Origin of the sequence: Mesorhizobium sp. LHD-90 (assembly GCF_030929505.1) — a bacterium.
Taxonomy (GTDB): Bacteria; Pseudomonadota; Alphaproteobacteria; order Rhizobiales; family Rhizobiaceae; genus Kumtagia.
This window is the reverse complement of the sequence record NZ_JAVFVV010000010.1, coordinates 121,931-139,823: the sequence shown is the minus strand read 5'-3', so window position 1 is coordinate 139,823 and position 17,893 is coordinate 121,931. Positions and strand designations below refer to the sequence as shown.

At 64.3% G+C, this 17,893-nt stretch carries 17 protein-coding genes and 1 pseudogene; 9 read left to right on the top strand and 9 right to left on the bottom strand.

Annotated features, from left to right (window positions below):
- Window positions 1-2 precede the first annotated feature (2 nt).
- The 7 genes from RB623_RS15925 to RB623_RS15895 form a co-directional block, all read right to left on the bottom strand.
- Window positions 3-803, bottom strand: coding sequence for a lysophospholipid acyltransferase family protein (locus RB623_RS15925; protein WP_308057874.1), 801 nt, complete (start codon window positions 801-803; stop codon window positions 3-5).
- A 57-nt stretch (window positions 804-860) separates the two neighbouring features.
- Window positions 861-1,427 carry a hypothetical protein gene (locus tag RB623_RS15920; RefSeq protein ID WP_308057873.1) on the bottom strand — a complete coding sequence of 189 codons (567 nt, stop codon included), beginning with the start codon at window positions 1,425-1,427 and terminating at the stop codon, window positions 861-863.
- Window positions 1,369-1,863, bottom strand: a complete 495-nt coding sequence (locus RB623_RS15915) for an N-acetyltransferase (RefSeq protein WP_308057872.1) — start codon at window positions 1,861-1,863, stop codon at window positions 1,369-1,371. The genes RB623_RS15920 and RB623_RS15915 overlap by 59 nt, the downstream gene beginning before the upstream one ends.
- Complete coding sequence (tsaB, locus tag RB623_RS15910; RefSeq protein ID WP_308057871.1) at window positions 1,863-2,552, bottom strand: tRNA (adenosine(37)-N6)-threonylcarbamoyltransferase complex dimerization subunit type 1 TsaB; 690 nt, start codon at window positions 2,550-2,552, stop codon at window positions 1,863-1,865. The genes RB623_RS15915 and tsaB overlap by 1 nt, the downstream gene beginning before the upstream one ends.
- 193 nt (window positions 2,553-2,745) lie before the next feature.
- Window positions 2,746-4,923, bottom strand: a complete 2,178-nt coding sequence (locus tag RB623_RS15905; protein ID WP_308057870.1) for a malate synthase G — start codon at window positions 4,921-4,923, stop codon at window positions 2,746-2,748.
- Window positions 4,924-5,053: 130 nt separating this feature from the next.
- Window positions 5,054-7,060 (bottom strand): hydantoinase/oxoprolinase family protein, encoded by a 2,007-nt coding sequence (locus RB623_RS15900; RefSeq protein WP_308057869.1) that lies wholly within the window; start codon window positions 7,058-7,060, stop codon window positions 5,054-5,056.
- Window positions 7,057-7,266: a hypothetical protein gene (locus RB623_RS15895; RefSeq protein ID WP_308057868.1), complete on the bottom strand. Its 210-nt coding sequence runs from the start codon at window positions 7,264-7,266 to the stop codon at window positions 7,057-7,059. Before RB623_RS15895 ends, RB623_RS15900 begins: the two co-directional genes overlap by 4 nt.
- Before the next feature lie 207 nt (window positions 7,267-7,473).
- On the opposite strand from RB623_RS15895, the gene RB623_RS15890 reads away from it, so the two are divergent.
- The 9 genes from RB623_RS15890 (at window position 7,474) to RB623_RS15850 (ending at window position 16,165) form a co-directional block, all read left to right on the top strand.
- On the top strand, window positions 7,474-8,505 hold the full coding sequence (locus tag RB623_RS15890; protein ID WP_308057867.1) for a LacI family DNA-binding transcriptional regulator: 1,032 nt from the start codon (window positions 7,474-7,476) through the stop codon (window positions 8,503-8,505).
- Window positions 8,506-8,732: 227 nt separating this feature from the next.
- Window positions 8,733-9,857, top strand: coding sequence for a sugar ABC transporter substrate-binding protein (locus RB623_RS15885; protein ID WP_308057866.1), 1,125 nt, complete (start codon window positions 8,733-8,735; stop codon window positions 9,855-9,857).
- A gap of 70 nt (window positions 9,858-9,927) precedes the next feature.
- Entirely contained in the window at window positions 9,928-11,481 is a 1,554-nt protein-coding gene (locus RB623_RS15880; RefSeq protein ID WP_308057865.1) for a sugar ABC transporter ATP-binding protein, read from the top strand.
- On the top strand, window positions 11,478-12,482 hold the full coding sequence (locus RB623_RS15875; protein WP_308057864.1) for an ABC transporter permease: 1,005 nt from the start codon (window positions 11,478-11,480) through the stop codon (window positions 12,480-12,482). Before RB623_RS15880 ends, RB623_RS15875 begins: the two co-directional genes overlap by 4 nt.
- On the top strand, window positions 12,479-13,462 hold the full coding sequence (locus RB623_RS15870; protein ID WP_308057863.1) for an ABC transporter permease: 984 nt from the start codon (window positions 12,479-12,481) through the stop codon (window positions 13,460-13,462). Before RB623_RS15875 ends, RB623_RS15870 begins: the two co-directional genes overlap by 4 nt.
- A 9-nt stretch (window positions 13,463-13,471) precedes the next feature.
- Complete coding sequence (locus RB623_RS15865) at window positions 13,472-14,029, top strand: gluconokinase (protein WP_308057991.1); 558 nt, start codon at window positions 13,472-13,474, stop codon at window positions 14,027-14,029.
- A gap of 811 nt (window positions 14,030-14,840) precedes the next feature.
- A complete protein-coding gene (locus tag RB623_RS15860) occupies window positions 14,841-15,332 on the top strand; it encodes a hypothetical protein (RefSeq protein WP_308057862.1) in 492 nt (163 codons plus the stop codon).
- Window positions 15,310-15,693, top strand: a complete 384-nt coding sequence (locus RB623_RS15855) for a helix-turn-helix transcriptional regulator (RefSeq protein WP_308057861.1) — start codon at window positions 15,310-15,312, stop codon at window positions 15,691-15,693. Before RB623_RS15860 ends, RB623_RS15855 begins: the two co-directional genes overlap by 23 nt.
- Complete coding sequence (locus RB623_RS15850) at window positions 15,686-16,165, top strand: hypothetical protein (RefSeq protein WP_308057860.1); 480 nt, start codon at window positions 15,686-15,688, stop codon at window positions 16,163-16,165. Before RB623_RS15855 ends, RB623_RS15850 begins: the two co-directional genes overlap by 8 nt.
- Here RB623_RS15850 and RB623_RS15845 read toward each other — a convergent pair.
- Both RB623_RS15845 and RB623_RS15840 read right to left on the bottom strand, forming a co-directional pair.
- Window positions 16,140-16,676 (bottom strand): annotated as a pseudogene (locus RB623_RS15845) (transposase); the annotation flags it as partial. The gene RB623_RS15850 and the pseudogene RB623_RS15845 sit on opposite strands and share 26 nt — an antisense overlap.
- A gap of 100 nt (window positions 16,677-16,776) precedes the next feature.
- Window positions 16,777-17,889: a sulfate/molybdate ABC transporter ATP-binding protein gene (locus RB623_RS15840; protein ID WP_308057859.1), complete on the bottom strand. Its 1,113-nt coding sequence runs from the start codon at window positions 17,887-17,889 to the stop codon at window positions 16,777-16,779.
- Window positions 17,890-17,893 lie beyond the last annotated feature (4 nt).

Sequence of the window (17,893 nt, the reverse complement as noted above, 5' to 3'; positions counted from 1 at the left end):
ATTCAAGAATGCGGCGCGGGATTGGCGAGCGCCGCCCCAAGCAGGTCGCGCACGCGTGCCTCGGCGAGGCGGGCGATCGCCTTGCGGTTGCTTTTGGCGGTGAAGACGACAGGCTCGCCGAAATGCACCTCGACGTCGATCGCCCCTTCGCGCAGGACCTGCCGCAGATGCGGGACAAGGTCCTCGTCGCCGATCCAGGCGGCGATGCCGCGATACTGGCGGCCCATCGGCAGGCCCTGCAGCCGGGTGTATGCTATCGCCACCGGCTGGATCCACATCTCGTCGTGGTGGCTTTCCGACAGCATCATCGAGGCAGCCCCGAACAGCGTCGTCTTGAACGGCAGCAGCATGTTGCCGTCACCGGTCGTGCCTTCCGCGAACAGCACCATGACATCACCATCGGCGAGGCGGCCGGCGATCTCCCCGGCCTGGTCGCCGGACTTGCGGCGGCGCTCGCGCTCGACGAAGACCGAGCGCTGCATCTTGGCCAGCCAGCCGAAGACCGGCCAGTTGGACATTTCCGATTTTGCGATAAACGAGACTTCCGCCACCGCACCGAGCACCGTGATGTCCAGCCAGGACACATGGTTCGACGCGATCAGCAGCGGGCGCCCCTGGGCAATCGTGCCGAAAGTCCTGATCCGAATGCCGAGCATGCGGGTGGCGAGCCTGTGCCACAGCAGCGGCACCCGCCGGCCCTGCCCGAGCCCCGTCTTGAGGCTGAAAACCTGCCAGGGCGCCAACACGACCGTTGCGCCCGCAACGACGGTCAGCGCAAGGATCGACCGGACCGTTGCGATCATCGACGCGCCGTCACTTCGGGAACAACCAGGCCGGCCGGAAACTAGAGCAGTTTGCATTCAGGTTGACCCATTCTGCCGGCGATGGTTTGGGCCAAGGTCGAGGGCTTTGTCGCAGGCCGGGCTGGCGGCCCGGACAAGACGAAGCCCGACGGATTTGACCCAAACCGGCCCGGCCCTTCGGGTTTCCGTTTGGCGGGCGCCCACTTCGTCAGGCCGCTCGGCCGATGAACCACATCGACCTTCGCGACCTTCCTTGTGGATCGCCTCGCCAAACGAGAAACAGAATGAGTCAACCTGAGTGCAAACTGCTCTAGGGACCAGATCGGACGCAATTGGAAAACCGAAGCCGGGAAAACGGCGACGCGGAAGATGCAAAGGCCTGGCCGGAGCCATGGTCAAACCGACCGCGAAGCAGAAAACCCGACGAAAGTGAACGTTGCCGTCATATTCGATGTCGACGGGAATGATGGCTTCGGCCTTGAACACGAGGGATTTGCGGCAGGAGCCAAAATTTCCGACGAGACCAGAATACGAAAGAATTGCGCCCGATCTGGCGGGAAAAGGCTTAACGAAGATCGCGCCGCATGACAAGCGCGCCGGCGGCGCTGCCCTTTTCGCCGGCATAGTATTTTTCGCGCCGCCCGACCTGGATGAAGCCCAGCCGCCGATAGAGGCCTATGGCACCGCCGTTGGCCTCGTCGACCTCCAGGAACAGGGCTTCCGCGCGGCGCGCGTGCAATTCGCGCAAGACGGCGTCCATCAGTTGCCAGCCAAGGCCGAGACGCCGATGCGAGCGCGCCACGGCGACAGTCAATATCTCGCCTTCACCGGCGGCCAGCCGCGCCAGCACGAAGCCGACCGGCGCTTCCGCACCGTGCCCGACCTCGCGCGCCACAAAACCGAAACTCGTATCCTGCGCCAGCAGTCCGGCGAACTCGCCGCCGCTCCATGGCCGCGAAAAATCCTCGCGATGGATCGCGGCCACCGCCTCGGCATCGGCGGTGGTCAATTGCTCGACGACGAATTCACGCTGGCGCGGCGGCAGGAATGGAAAACGCATCAGCCGCTCCGTCTCGGCAGGATGAAACCGGCCTGCGGTTTCGCATCGGGCTCGCGCAGATAAAGCGGCGACGGCTTTGTGCCGGCCGGCCCTTTTGCCGCCGCGAGCCGGGCGTAGACGGCGATGTCGGCCGTGGCGCTTGTCGACGCGACCATCAGCGGAAATGCGGAAACGGCTGCGACGGCCTCGGCGCCGCCGCCGGCAAGCACCGCACCACTGTCCCTCGCCAGATTTGCAGCTTCCCCCGCACGCATGATCGAGGGAGCATACAACTCGTGTCCGAATTCATCGTAAACGGCCGTCTGCACCGATGCTTCCGCATCGGCCGCGTTTCCCAGCACGCTCATGACCTTGCGAGCACTAAGAGCGCCGCGCGCCTCGGCGGCAATCGCCTCCAGCGTGCCGACGCCGATCGCCGGAACGTTCAGCGCCAGCGCCAGACCGCGCGCCGCCGACACGGCGACGCGGATGCCGGTGAAGGAGCCCGGGCCGATGGAGACGGCGATCGCCTGGAGATCGGCATAGGTTTTCCCGGCTTGCGCCAGCGCAGCGTCTATCACCGCGATCAGGCGCTCGGCATGGCCTTTGCCGAGGTCCAGCACCGAGCGCCCGAGTTCGCGACCTTCGCGGGCGTCAAAGACGCAGGCGGCGCACAGGCTGGCCGAGCAGTCTATGGCGAGGAGGATCATGGCACGCCGTTACCCTCCCCCTCGAGGGGAGGGTCGGCAAGCCATCGGAGCGAAGCGAAGTGAGCGAGCCGGGGTGGGGTCGCTTCAGGTCGGAGCGCCTCGTCACCGACCCCACCCCGCGTCAAAAACCTCGCGTTCCGCTCGGTTTTCTCCGCGTCTCTCCCCTCAAGGGGGAGGGTAAATGGCGCAGCCTTCACCCCTGCCGATCCTTCGCCTTCAACTCCAGCCTTCGCGCATGCAGCACCGGCTCGGTATAGCCGTTCGGCTGTTCGATGCCCTTGAACACCAGGTCGCAGGCGGCGAGGAAGGCGATGGACTCGTCGTACCGCGGCGCCATCGGCCGGTAGAGCGGATCGTGCGCGTTCTGGCGGTCGACCACGCCGGCCATGCGTTTCATCGTCTCCATCACCTGCGTCCGCGTGCAGACGCCGTGATGCAGCCAGTTGGCGATGTGCTGCGAGGAAATGCGCAGCGTCGCTCGGTCCTCCATCAGCCCGACATCGTTGATGTCGGGAACTTTCGAGCACCCCACGCCCTGGTCGATCCAGCGCACGACGTAGCCCAAAATGCCCTGGGCATTGTTGTCCAGTTCGTGCTGGATTTCCTCGGGCGTCCAGTTCGGGCGAGCCGCCACCGGAATGGAGAGAATATCGTCCAAGCTGGCCTGCGGCCGGCTCTTGAGGCGCCCCTGCACGGCGTGCACATCGACCTTGTGGTAGTGCGTCGCATGCAGCGTGGCCGCGGTCGGCGACGGCACCCAGGCAGTATTTGCGCCGGCTTGGGGGTGCGCTATTTTCTGCTCCAGCATCGCTGCCATCTTGTCCGGCATCGCCCACATGCCCTTGCCGATCTGGGCGCGTCCCGACAGCCCGCAGGCAAGGCCGATGTCGACGTTCCGGTTCTCGTAGGCGGAAATCCAAGCAGCCTGCTTCATGTCGCCCTTGCGGATCATCGGCCCGGCTTCCATGGACGTGTGGATCTCGTCGCCGGTGCGGTCGAGGAAGCCTGTGTTGATGAACACGACGCGCTCCTTCGCAGCGCGGATCGCCTCCTTGAGGTTGACGGTGGTGCGCCGCTCCTCGTCCATGATCCCCATCTTGATGGTGTTTTCGGCCATGCCAAGCAGCTTTTCGACCCGCGAAAAGATCTCGACGGCGAAGGCGACTTCCTCCGGCCCATGCATCTTGGGCTTCACGACATACATCGAGCCGAAACGCGAATTGGCGCGCCGACCGTTTTGACCGATGTCGTGCAGGGCGGCGAGCGCGGTGACGGCCGCATCCATCATGCCTTCCGGGACCTCGCTGCCGTCGGAAAGCAGGATCGCCGGATTGGTCATCAGGTGGCCGACATTGCGCACCAGCATCAGCGAGCGGCATCTTACCAAGAAGGTCGAGCCGTCGGGTGCGGTATAGTCGAGGTCCGGATTGAGCTTGCGGGTGAAGGCCTTGCCGCCCTTGGTCACCTCTTCCGCAAGATCTCCCTTCATCAGGCCGAGCCAGTTGCGGTAGACTAGGACCTTGTCCTCGGCATCGACGGCGGCGACCGAGTCCTCGCCATCCATGATGGTGCTGATCGCCGACTCGACCCAGACGTCGGAAATATGCGCCGGGTCGTCCTTGCCGATCGGCGAGGTCGCGTCGACCAGCACTTCTATCAGCAGGCCGTTGTTTTTAAGCAGGAATTGGCCGGGCGCGCCCGGTTCGCCGAGATAACCGGCGAATTTTTCCGCATTCTTCAGTCCGGTCGTGCCGCCGTCGAGCAGCGCCACGGCGAGCTTGTCGCCGGCGACCCGGAACGCCTTGGCGTCGCTCCAGCTCGCGCCGGTGAGCGGCACGCTGTCATCGAGGAATTTCCGCGCCCAGGCGACGACCTTGGCCCCGCGCTTGGGATTGTACCCCTTGCCCTTCTCGGCGCCATCCGTCTCTGGGATCGCGTCGGTGCCGTAGAGCGCGTCGTAGAGTGAGCCCCAGCGGGCGTTGGCGGCGTTGAGCGCATAGCGCGCATTCATCACCGGCACGACGAGCTGCGGCCCGGCGATAGTAGCGATCTCCGAATCGACGTTTTCGGTCGCAATGCTGAAATCCGGTCCCTCCGGCAGGAGATAACCGATCCCGGTCAGGAAGGCGCGATAGGCGGCGAGGTCTGCCGGCGCGCCGTTGTCGCGATGCCAGGCGTCGATCTTGTGCTGGAGTTCGTGACGGCGCGCCAGCAGCGCCCGGTTTTTCGGCGCGAGATCATGGACCAGCGCGGAAAATCCGTCCCAGAACGCGCCTGCCTCGACGCCGGTGCCCGGCAGCGCCTCGGCGACCACGAAATCATGCAGAATGCGGTCGACACGCAGTCCGGCAACGGACGTCCATTCCGTCATCTCAAAGTCCTCGCAGTCCGTATCGTCTCGGGTTTTGGCGCTTTGACACGCCGCAACCGGCGGGTCAATTCGCCAAGGGATTTAGAGGAGGAGGCGTGCAGGCCAACGTTCCCGATCGCGTGGCGACACGTCAAGCCGCGATGCGCGGCCTGCCCGTCGCCACGGCGACGATGCGCGCTTCGATGAACATGCGCTGGCCCTCTATGGTGGACGTGCGCACGTCGCGCGACACCGCCACTTCCGCCATGTCTGTGCCGGCAGCGCGGGCGCGTTCCTCCGCCAGTTCGCGCACCTTTGCCTCGGCGCTGGCGACGGCGGCTCCCTCCTCGGTGAAGTCTCGCAGAATGTCGCCTGCCGACAGGCGGAACAGCCCCTCCTTGGGCTGGCTGACCAGCGCTTCGGCAGAAACGCGAACCTGGCCGACCACGGCGCCCAGCGCATTGGCGACGTCGGTGTCTTCCGGCACCACGCAGCGGTTGCCGACCAGCACCGGCAGGCCGGCATAGTGCAGCGGCGCGGAGGCCCCGAGACCGATCACCGGCCGGTCGAGCGCCACCGTAAACCGGGCGATGCCTTCCTGTCCGCCCACCGCGCGCTGCACCAGCGCATGCGCCACCGTAGCCGCGCCGTCCAGCCCGTCCTCGGCGAAGGCCGTCTCCAGGATGACTTCGGCGGAAAGCCGCGTCACACCCGCCAGCACGCGCTCCGAAAACGCCTCCGGCGTCTCGGCGATCGGCTGGCCGCGTCCATCGCGGCGGCGGGCGAAAAGTTCGGCACCAAGACGCGCGGCTACCGCATCCCAGTTCGCCTGCCGGCCCAGCGTGTGCGCAGCGTCGGACGGCGTGAAGCCGCAGACATGCACCAGCCCGCGCGACACCAGCCGGTTCAGCGTTGCCGTCTGCGCCGTCGAGTTCAGCAATTGGTCGAGCGGCAGCGGAACGGAACCGACCGCGTCGAAAAGCTTCTGCTCCGGCGCCGTCAGGCCGGCCGCCAGCCGCTCCGGCACGCCGGTACGCATGGCGAACCGGCCGTCCATGCGGCCGGGATTGGGCGCGCGCAACTGCCGCTCCAGATGTGTTGTCACGGCCTCGCCATGCGCCTGTCCGGCCAGCGCCAGCGGTACGAGGCGGCGCGGTCCGAGCAGGATTCTTGGGGTGAGCGCGCCCTCTTCCAGGCGCACCTCCGAGTCGCCGCCGAGGCCGAAGGTGCGCATGGCGACAGCCTCGACCATGGTGCGAAAACCGCCGACAGTGGCGCCCTCGGGGTCAAGCCGCGGCCGGCCACGGTCGAGCACCGCCACATCGGTGGTGGTGCCGCCGATGTCGGAGATGACGGCATTGTCCAGCCCGGTCATGTGGCGCGCGCCGACGAGGCTCGCCGCCGGCCCCGAAAGAATCGTCTCGATCGGCCGCTGGCGCGCGAATGCCGCCGACACCAGCGCGCCGTCGCCGCGCACCACCATCAGCGGCGCGGCGATGCCGCGCGCCTCCAGAAAGCCCTCGGTCGCGGCGACCAGCCGGTCGATCATCGAGATCAGCCGCGCATTGAGCAGCGTCGTCAGCGCCCGGCGCGGCCCGCCGAGTTTTGCCGACAGTTCATGGCTGGCGGTCACCGGCAGGCCGGTCCGCTCGCGGATCAGGTCGCGCGCGAGAATCTCATGGGCCGGGTTGCGAGTCGCGAAATAGGCACAGACGGCGAAGCCGGATACCGAGCCGGCCAGCGCCGGCAACGCCGCTTCGAGCGGTGTCAGGTCGAGTGTGCGGGCGTTGCCATGCACATCATGGCCGCCGTCGCAAATGATCACCGGGTCGCCGCCGAGCGCCTTCTCCAACCCGTCGCGCGCCAGGTCTTGCGGCGCAAAACCGATCATCACCAGCGCGACGCGCCCGCCCTGTCCCTCGACCAGCGCGTTGGTGGCGAGCGTCGTCGACATGGAGACGAGCTTGATCGCCTTGGGATCGGTCCCGGATTTTTCCAGCACGGCGTCGACCGCGCCGGAAATGCCGACGGCGAGGTCATGGCGGGTGGTCAGCGCCTTGGCCTTGGCGGCGACGCCCGTCGCCTCCGACCAGAGCACGGCGTCGGTATAGGTGCCGCCGGTGTCGATGCCGAGATAGAGGGCCGTGCCGGATGTCATTGCGCGATCATTTCTTCCTGCTCGACCGTCAGCGGTTTCATACCGGGCGGCAGCGGTTCGGGTTTTTCGTCGGCTGCCAAGTCACCTTGCGGGATGAGCACATTGCCGGTCGGCTTTGTGGCGGGCGCCCGGCCGGCGCAGCCGGATGCCAGCGCTGCCAGCAAGACAACGACGAAGGCCAGGGCAAAACGGGGAAATACAGGCATCAGACGCGGTCGATAGGGGATTGGAAAGCAGCGGCCTCGCCGCGAGAAGGTTTGTAGCGCGGCTTCTAACCCATCGGCGGCCGCGCCGCCAGCCCGGCAATTCTCGAAGCAGCAGCCCGGCCTGTGCGTGCACAACCCCTTCGCACATGCTATGTTAGCGCTAACCGTCCGCCTGCCCGGCGCGCGGCCTGAGGAGGAACAATCTCGATGAGGAGCCGGTCGCGCCGGAGCGGCGGACGCCCGACCATCGCCGACGTCGCGAAGCTTGCCGGCGTCAGCGCCATCAGCGTCTCGCGCGCGCTGCGCGAGCCCGGCCGCGTTTCCGACGAGCTGCGCCGTCAGATCGAGGCGGCGGTCGAGTCGCTCGGCTATGTGCCGGATCCCAATGCGCGGGCGCTCGCCTCGGCGCGCGCCGACGTCATCGGCGTGCTGGTGCCGTCGCTCACCAACAACGTCTTCGCCGACGTGGTGCGCGGCATCTACGACGGCGTGGGCGACCGCAGTTTCCAGATCCAGATGGGCAATACCCATTATTCCGGCCTGGAGGAGGAGCGGCTGTTGCAGGTCTTTTTGGGCCAGCGGCCGGCGGCGCTGATCGTCTCCGGGCTCGACCAGACCCCGGGCGCGCGAAAACTCCTGGAAGGCGCCGGCTGCCCGGTCGTGCAGATCATGGAGATCGGCGACGATCCCGTCGACATGATGCTCGGGTTCTCGCATTTCGAGGGCGGCCGCGCCGCCACCCAGCACATGATCGACCGGGGTTATAGCAAGGTTGGCTTCATCGGCGCGCGCATGGACCCGCGCTCGCAGCGGCGTCTTGCCGGATACCGGGCGGCGGTGGAGGCCGCCGGCCTCTACGATCCGCGCCTGGTCACCACCACGCCGCTGCCTTCCAGCGTGTCGCTCGGCTGCGAGTTGCTGCGGGAGGCGATGGCGCGCATGCCGACGCTCGACGCCATCTTCTGCAACAATGACGATCTGGCGCTCGGCGCTCTGTTCGAATGCCACCGGGCGGCCATCGACGTGCCGCGACAACTCGGCATTTGCGGTTTCAACGATCTCGAGATGATGCATGTGGCGTTTCCGTCGATCACCACGATCCGCACCCACCGCTACGAGATCGGCCGGCGCGCCGTCACCATGGCGCTCGAAAAGCTGAGTGGAAACAACATCGGGCCGGCCGTGCTCGATCTCGGCTTCGAACTCAAGATACGCGAAAGCACTGCCGGGCCGCGGTGAGACGGGCATGCTCAAGAAGCCGCTTTACAGGGGCTTTTGGTAGCGCTAACATCTTCATCGATGCTGGCTTCGGGAGGAACGGTAAGCCGGCGTCCGACCATGGAATCGTCGACGACCCCGACGCAAGCAGGCGACGCGTGTGCGGCAAGGCATTCGGGTCTGCGGAACGCGTGGCACGCAGGCGTTTTCCGTCGCCGCTGTTTCACAAGAATCTTGGGAGGACTACCATGATCAAGTCAATCGTCGGCGGCATCATTGCCGCCACTGCGCTTACACTTGCCTCGACCACAGCGTTCGCCGAGCCGGAGGTCGTTTCCGGCCCCGCCGCCGACGCGGGATGCTTCGTGCCATGGGCGGCCGAGACCAAATTCTTCAAGTTCCCGAAGAAGGAAGGGCCCTATCGCATCGCTCTGGCCAACGGCTACATCGCCAACACCTGGCGCATCCAGATGATCCAGACCGCCAAGGCCTATGCGGCACAACCGGACGTCGCCGCAAAACTCAAGGAATTCAAGGTCGTGTCGACCGGCGAGGACGTGCCGGCGCAGATTTCCGCGATCAACAATTTCATCGATTCCGGCTATGACGCCATCGTCGTCAACGCGCAGAACCCGACCGCCTTCGCGCCGGTGATCAAACGCGCCAAGGATGCCGGCGTCGTGCTGGTGGCCTTCGACAACATTCTCGACACCGAGGACGCCATCAACGTCAATGTCGACCAGAAGGGCCTTGGCGTGCTGTGGGCCAACTGGCTGGCCAAACACCTGCCGGAAGGCGGAAAGATCCTCGAAGTGCGCGGCGTCGCCGGCACCTCGGTCGACACCGACCGCCACAACGGCATCCACGAGACGTTCGCCGCCACCGGCAAGAAGTGGGAGGTGGTCGAGGTGCTCGGCAAGTGGGACGATCCGACCGCCCAGAAGGCAACTGCGGACGCCATCGCTGTGCACAAGAAATTCGACGGCATCACCGCACAGGGCGGCGATACCGGCGTCGTGCAGGCGATGATCGACGCCAAGCACGCCTTCGTGCCGTTCGGCGGCGAGACCGAAAACGGTTTCCGCAAGTTCTGCGCGAAATTTGCGGGCGAGGGGCTGAAGTGCTCGTCGGCCGGCACCGGCCCGGCACAGGTCGCCGTCGCCATCAAGACGGCGATCACCGCGCTGGAAGGCGAAGTGGTGCCGCAGTCGGTAAAACTGCCGCTGGCGATCGTCGAGGATCCGAACTTCAAGGAAGGCCAGGATTTTTATCCCGACCAGTCCGATAACTTCTTCGTCGGCAACGCCTTCCCCACCTGCGGCATCAATTTCACCGCGCAGGAGATCATGGGGCAGTCGAAGGAAAACCAGTAAGCTTTTCGGAGCGGTCACGCCGCGGGAGATTTCCCGCGGCGTTCTTTCCGGCTGGAACATCGGGGCGCATATGGAAGCCGAGTCTGAAGGCAGGACCGGACTGCTCTTCCGCATGGAAGGCATTTCAAAACGTTATGGCGGCGTGCGGGCGCTGGAGAACGCCGACCTGCCGGTCACGGCCGGCCGCATCCATGCCATCCTCGGCGAGAACGGCGCCGGAAAATCGACGCTGATCAAGGTCATGGCCGGCGTCGTCGCACCGGACGAGGGGCGCATGCTGATGGACGGGCGCGAGGTGCGCTTCTCCTCGCCCGCCGACGCCAACGCCGCCGGTATCGCCTGCATCTTCCAGGAACTGTCGCTGATCCCCGATCTCAGCGTCGCCGACAACATCGCCATTTCCGACCCGCCGCGCCGCTTCGGCCTGATCGACCGCCGCGCCCAGCGGCGCATCGCCGAGGAAGCCCTGGCGCGGGCCGGCGCCTCCGACATCCATCCGCGTACGCTGGTGAAAGACCTGCCGCTGTCGCGCCGCCAGATGGTCGAGATCGCCAAGGCGCTGGCGCGCAACCCGCGCATTCTGATCCTCGACGAGGCGACATCGGCGCTCACCGCGACTGACGTGACAAAGGTTTTTTCCGTGCTAAAGCGGCTGCGCGCCGAGGGGCTGGCGTTGCTCTACATCTCGCACCGCATGCATGAGATCGCCGAACTCGCCGACGAATGCACCGTGTTCCGCAACGGCCGCAAAGTTGCCACCTACCAGGCCGGCACCAGGACCGACACCGAAGTCATCGAGATGATGATCGGCCGAGAATACAGCAACGTCTTCCCGCCGAAGCCTGCGCGCGCCGCAACTGCCGAGACGCCGCCGCTCGAACTCAAAAAACTCGGCTGGACGGGCCGGCTGCGCGACATCTCGCTCACCGTCGGGCGCGGCGAGGTGGTGGGGCTGGGCGGGCTCGACGGCCAGGGCCAGCGCGAATTGCTGCTGGCGCTGTTCGGCGTGCTGCGCGGCTGCACCGGCGAGGTGCTGGTCGACGGCAAGCCCGTATCGATTTCCAGCCCGGCGGCAGCGCGCAAGCGCGGCGTCGGCATGGCGCTCATCCCCGAGGATCGCAAGACCGAGGGACTGATGCTGCCGATGACGGTGCGCGAAAACCTGTCCTTCGCCGTGCTTGACCGCATCTCGCGCGCCGGCATCATCGACCATGCCGAGGAAAACCGGCTGATCGACGAGATGGTGAAACTGCTCGCCATCAAGACCGCCGGGGTCGACATTCCGGTCGGGGCGCTGTCGGGCGGCAACCAGCAGAAGGTGGTGATCGCCAAATGGCTGATGCGCCAGCCCCGCATCATCCTGCTCAACGATCCGACGCGCGGCATCGACGTCGGCACCAAGCAGGAACTCTACCAGCTGCTGCGCCGCCTCGCCGACGCCGGCGCGTCGATCCTGTTCTATTCCACCGACTATGACGAACTGATCGGCTGCTGCGACCGCGTGCTGGTGCTTTATGACGGACGTGTGGTGCGTACGCTCGAAGGCGACGGCATCACCGAACATGCGCTGATCGCCAGTGCGCTCAACATCGACGGTCCCACGAGCAAGGGAGAGGCGGCGTGAAGGAATGGCGCTATCTCATCGCCGAGCAGCGCAGCACGCTGCTGGCCATCGGCATTTTTGCGCTGATGTTCTTCATCTATCTGGTCAATCACCCCGCCATCGAGGGCAACGGCTTTACCGCGACCGCCGTCTCCAATGTCAGCCAGACCGCCGCCAACAAGGCCGTGCTGCTCGCCTTCGTGGCGATGGCGCAGACACTGGTGGTGATCACCGCCGGCATCGACCTTTCCGTCGGCATGATCTTCATCCTCACCAACTGCCTCGCCTCCTGGCTGGTGGTCGGAACGCCGCTGGAAACCGCCTTCGGCGTCGTCGTGGTGCTCGGTGTCGGGCTCCTGTGCGGGGCGCTCAATGGGCTGATCGTCATCGTCGGCCGGTTGCAGCCGATCGTCGCGACGATCGCCACCGGCTCAATCTATTTCGGCCTGGCGCTGATGCTGCGGCCCTATCCCGGCGGCTCGGTCAACGAGGATCTGGCCGACGCATTGACGGGAAGGTTGTTCGGTTTCATCCCATCCAGCCTCGTGGCGCTCGCCGTGGTCGTGCTGGTGATCTGGGTGCCGTTCAGCCGCTCGCTGCTCGGGCGCACCGCCTATGCGTCGGGTTCGTCCGAGGCGGCGGCCTACATGTCCGGCGTTCCGATCGGCAAGGCGAAATTCCTCGCCTACACACTCGCCGGCCTGCTCGCCTCGATCGGCGGGCTGTTTCTCACCTTCTTCACCTATACGGGCGAGGCTGCGCTCGCCAGCGGCAACGCCTACACGCTATTCTCCATTGCCGCCGTCGTGCTGGGCGGCGTGTCGCTGTTCGGCGGCAAGGGCAGCGCCATCGGCGCGATCTTCGGCGCGCTCGCCTTCCGCACCATCGGCGACCTGTTGTTCGTCTTCGACTTCGACCCGCTGTGGCAGCCGCTTTTCCAGGGCGTGGTGCTGCTGGTGGCCGTCAGCCTCGGCGCCTTCGCGCTGTTCAGGGTGCGCAACCGGCTGGAGTGGTTCCAATGAGCGAGATGACCAGGCCGGCCATGCTGCGCTTTCCGAAGCTTTTCCGCCGCGTCGACCCGGCGGTCGCCACCGCCTTTGCCTGCATCGTGCTGCTGCTGATCTTCGGCAGCCTGAACGAGCCGAACTTCCTGTCGCCCGATTACCTGCTCCAGCAGCTCAAGGTCGCCTCTTTCCTGGGTGTCATCGCCACCGGCATGATGATCGTTATCCTGTTGGGACAAATCGATCTTTCGGTGCCGTGGTGCGTGGCAATGGGTGGCATGATGGCCTGCGCGGCTGCCGCCTTCGGCCCCGTCGGCGAGGCGCTCGCCATCCCCTTCGGCATCTTTTGCGGCATGCTGATCGGCCTGGTGAACGGTGTCGGCGTCGCCTATCTGCGCATCCCGTCGATGATCATCACGCTAGCCACCAATGCGGTCGCGCAGGGGCTGATGGTGGTCTACACGGGCGGGTTCTCGCCACAGGATTCCGCCACGGCGGCGATGCGGATCATCGCCACCGGCGAACTGATCCCCGGCGTGCCGAACGCCGTCATCATCTGGGCAATCATCGGCGCCGGCGCGGTGTTCCTGCTCACCAGAACCACCTTCGGCCGCGCCGTCTATGCCATCGGCAACCGCGAGCGCGCCGCCTACCTGTCAGGCGTCGACACCAGGCGCATCGTCTTGATCGCATTCGCTATTTCCGGCGCGCTCAGCGCCTTCGGCGGGGTGCTGCTCGCCGGCTACGCCTCCAAGGCGGCGCAGTCGATGGGCGACACCTACCTGCTGCCGTCGATCGCGGCGGTGGTGCTCGGCGGCACCTCGATCCTGGGCGGCCGCGGCTCCTATCTCGGCACCATCGCCGGCGTCATTTTGATCACGCTGCTGCAATCGATCCTGTCGGTCATGCAGATGCCGGAGGCAGGCCGGCAAGTGATCTATGGCATTGTAATCATTGGCATGTTGCTGCTATACGGCCGCAGCCCGGCGAGCCGCTGAGCGATGACGATGCAGAATTTTCAGGCCGGCCGCACAGGACCGGAGCGGCGGGTCGCGGCAATCGTCGTGATGGGGGTTTCCGGCTGCGGCAAGACCTTGGTTGGCGAAGCGATTGCTGCGCGGCTGGGCTGGCGGTTCGTCGAAGGCGACCGGCTGCATCCACCTGAAAACGTTGCGAAAATGGCGAGCGGCCAGCCCCTGGACGACGCCGACCGGGAGGGCTGGCTGGACGCGATCGGTGCGGCGGTCGCGGCCGGCATCGCGGATGGAAACGGCGTCGTCGCGGCCTGTTCGGCGCTGAAACGAAAGTACCGCGACCGGCTGAGGGTGTTTGCGCCGGACATTCTTTTCGTTCACCTGACGATCGACCGGGAAACGGCGGGGCAGCGGGTCGGTAGCCGCAAGGGGCACTTCATGCCGGCGAGCCTGGTCGACAGCCAGTTCGCCGCGCTGGAGTCGCCGCAGGGCGACGAATTCGCCATTAGTTTGAATGGCTTGGAGCCGGTCGAGGTGCTGGCGGCGACGGCGGTGGAACGGGTTTCAATCGACCGGCGCCGACGGATATGACGTGTTTCCGGCACCCCTGATGACTGTCGGACAGCATGTCAAAAGCGGCCCGCGACCTCTCGCAAAATACCGGCCGTGGAGTGTGGCCAAAATAATGTCATGCTTGCAAAATCCAGGCAGATCAATGGGATAGCCGGCACGCTGGACGTTTCCGGCGAAACAAGCATGACCTACTCCCTTACAAGCATGACATTCCGCTAGAAAACGCCGTTTCGGCCCGACCGAGGGTGGATTTTCGGTCGACAAGCCGAAACCTGCGCGCGCGAGGAAAATAATCCTTGACAGCGTGACGCCGGGCTGGGATGATTCCGCTATCGTCGAGAAACTGCGGCTGCGGGAACAGCCGTCCAGCTTCTCGATCCGATGGGCTTTCTTTTGCGGTATCGTGGCGCCGTCACCCCTAAACCCCAACCAAAAGCGTTGGTGTATGCTCTGAGGTATGAGTGACGACACGAGTTGCCGACCGTCGCTTCGCGCGCGCCGCGCATCGTCCTTTTATATCGTGGCGAGTTGCGCCAGTTCCTTCGCTAGTCGTTGAAGGAACACGGCCCCTCAACGTCGCGCGAGCTTGACGAGCGACTTTTCCAGTTGGAAGGCAAGGACGTCCGCCACCGACGAATGATAACGATATCGTCAAGCGGATGGGCAAGGCGCAGCGGCAGATGCGGGATGTCGGCATTATTGTCAGAACCAGCACGAAGATAGGAGGCGAGTTCGTGTGGTCGGCCGTTTAGGTGTGGCATTTTGACCGCGAAGACGAGCGCGTGTTACATAAATTTAAACAACGCGACTCGGAATTTTGTTGACTTGAATGGCAACAATCGCCACCTTGGAGAGGCAAAGGAAACTGGTCCCCATCGAGGTCCATCTCGATCGGGGTGAGAAGGCGTGGCGAGTCCTCTATGGAACACCCGATTTCATAGCATGGCTGGACAGCGATTTGGTTTCCCTGAAAACCACAATCATCGGCTGCGAAATCGAGCCAATTGAACAAGTGGATGCGGTTTTCCATGAGTATGTTTCAGGTCTGTATATGCATCCCGATGACCGATTCAAAAAGCTCTCATGCCGACCTGACCATTTTGTCTGGGAATTCAAGACATTGGATATAAGAATCTTTGGCTGGATCCCGAGGAAAGATCATTTCATATGCACATTTGGCGATATGAAAGATCGGATCGAGCTTATGCGCAGTTACGGAACCTATATCGCCAAAACGGTTTATATCCGAACGCAAATGGCCCTCCAGCCAACCCATATCGCAAGCGCGGAGTATCATAATGTCCTATCAAATGCGCATTAGCCCCCGCTCGCGGACGGCTGGTCGTTTCATAGCGCGCGTCCACGCTGAGATTCAGAAGGCCTTTGTTGCGTCGGGGCTAAAGCAGAACGATTTGGCGAAGAAGCTGGGCGTCGACCGTTCAGCAGTCAACAAGCAGCTTCTAGGGCAGTCAAATTTGACGCTGAGGTCAATTGCTGATCTCGCGTGGGCACTAGACGCGCCCATTTCCTTTTCGATCGGTCACGATGAGGTTGCTCACGATGTGAAGCGCAATTTCTGTGACGGCCTTTCTGATACACGGACTGAGGACTCCGGGGAGTTGTCACGCCTCGGCGTCAAAACAATTACGCCCGACACGGCAAGAGAACCTGAATATGTTTGAGCCGTATGGCGTCACCATCTTCTGTGACGACATTAGAAGCGAGATAGGAGGGAAACATACCCTCGTGGGGGTTTATGGCTCAAACTTGATTATCAAGAAAGCTAAACCGGCGATTCTCCCTCTTATTTCTGTGGCAGCAACGATCGTTATTCCAAATGAGTTCAAGGCAACTACAATGATATACCGCTTGAAGCGGTATAAGACTGAAGATGACCTTGGTTCTGACGACTATGAGATACTTGTCGAGTCGAAACGTGAGTTGAAAAACAAACCGATCACGCCGGGGAGAGTCTCTCGAGAGGTCGAGATGTTTTCATTGTCTCAGCTTCAGGTTGAGGATGATTGTCTTTTAGCGTCAAGAGCCTATTTTGAAGACCTAGAGGTCAAGCTAGGCGTTCTTATAGTTAAATTTCGTCCCGATAAGTCCAACGCTGCCAGTAGCCCTTCTAAACGCGCGAAACCGGGTGATTAAGGGCGCCGCCGGTAACGGCTAACTACTGCTCGCCATTGCTAATTCGGCGGTTGTCCTCCCGCCAAGCCATCCCTGATGCGTAGGCGTGCAGGTACTTGCCGCTGCCGCTGATATGGTGATGAATGCCGATCTCCGCGCGGCGGAGGCGAGAAAAAGCAGCTTCGGCCTGATTGGTGCACGCTTCGCCGGTCGAATAGGCTTCCTGATGGTTGATGCGCTTCGTCAGGAAACGGGCGTGCAGAGCATCCAAATGGGTGGCTTCGTCGGCGGATATGGCCGCCGAAATAGGCGCCATCAACTTCAACGTGGCCGGACAGCTTGTCCTTGGCGGCGTGACCGGCGGCAATAGCCTCGCGTAGCTTGTGAGAGAGAACGAAAGCGGCCTTGTAAGAACAATCCAGGTCGCGGCTCAACCGCAAGCGGGATGGCCCTTCGCACCGTTGACGAAGATGGCAATGGCGAGAAGATAGTCACGGATCGGCATTTTGCGATTGGCAAAAATGGTGCTGGAAACAAAAAGAATAAGGTCAGCTATTCTAGGTGTGACAGCTCCAGGAAAGAAGGTCCCCGAGGGTCCGATGGGCGGCGCGGGCGGTCGAAAGGACCTTGCATCAGCTCCCCGTCAACGCCAGTGGCGGAGACTCTTCCGGCTGATGGCGGACGATGCCGGAATGGCTTTCGCCATGGCCGTCCGGGAAAACCTTCCAGCGGCGCGGGCGGAAGGCGACGCGGCTCTTGCTGGCGGCCGGATGCTCGATCGGCAACTCGACCTCGACGCGGTGACGCTCGCCGCCGACCTCCAGCTCGACGCGGCGCGTACCCGCGACCCGGCGGCTGGCGGCAACCGTGCCGGCTATGCAGCCGCCGCAGCCGTCGAGCAGCTCAATCTCATGCGGCCGGAAGAACAGCGTCGCCGGACCGTCCGGCACATTGGCTGCCGTTAGCCCAAGCGCGCGGTCCTGCTGCCACACCTGGCCACCTTCGACGCGCACCGGCAGCGCGCTGGAATCGCCGATGAAGCCGTAGACGAAGGGCGAGTTCGGCGTGTCGTAGACCTCGTCGGCGGTGCCGACCTGCTCGATACGGCCCTGGCTCATCACCACGACGCGGTCGGCAAGCTCCAGCGCCTCCTCCTGGTCGTGGGTGACGAACACGGTGGTGTGGCCGGTCGTGTCATGGATCTCGCGCAGCCAGCGCCGCAGCTCACGCCTGACCTGCGCATCCAGCGCGCCGAACGGCTCGTCGAGCAGCAGAACCTTCGGCTCGATGGCCAGCGCGCGCGCCAGCGCCACGCGCTGCCGCTGGCCGCCCGAAAGCTGGTTGGGATAACGCTTCTCCAACCCCGAAAGCTGGACGAGGTCGAGCAGTTCGCTGGCGCGGCGGCTGATCTCCGCCTTGGGTGGCCGCGACGCGCCAGGCCGCACCTTCAGCCCGAAGCCGATATTGTCGGCGACCGTCATGTAGCGGAACAGCGCATAATGCTGGAACACGAAGCCGACATTGCGCTCCTGCACCGACCTGTGCGAGGCGTCCTCGTCGCCGAAGAAGATCGCACCTTCCGTCGGCCGCTCCAGCCCGGCAATCAAGCGCAGCAGCGTCGTCTTGCCCGAGCCGGACGGCCCGAGCAGCGCGATCAGCTCGCCCGAGCGGATGTCGAGCGAAACGTCGCGCAGCGCCGGGAATCGGTCGAATTCCTTTCGGACATGGCGGATCGATACTTCCATAGGC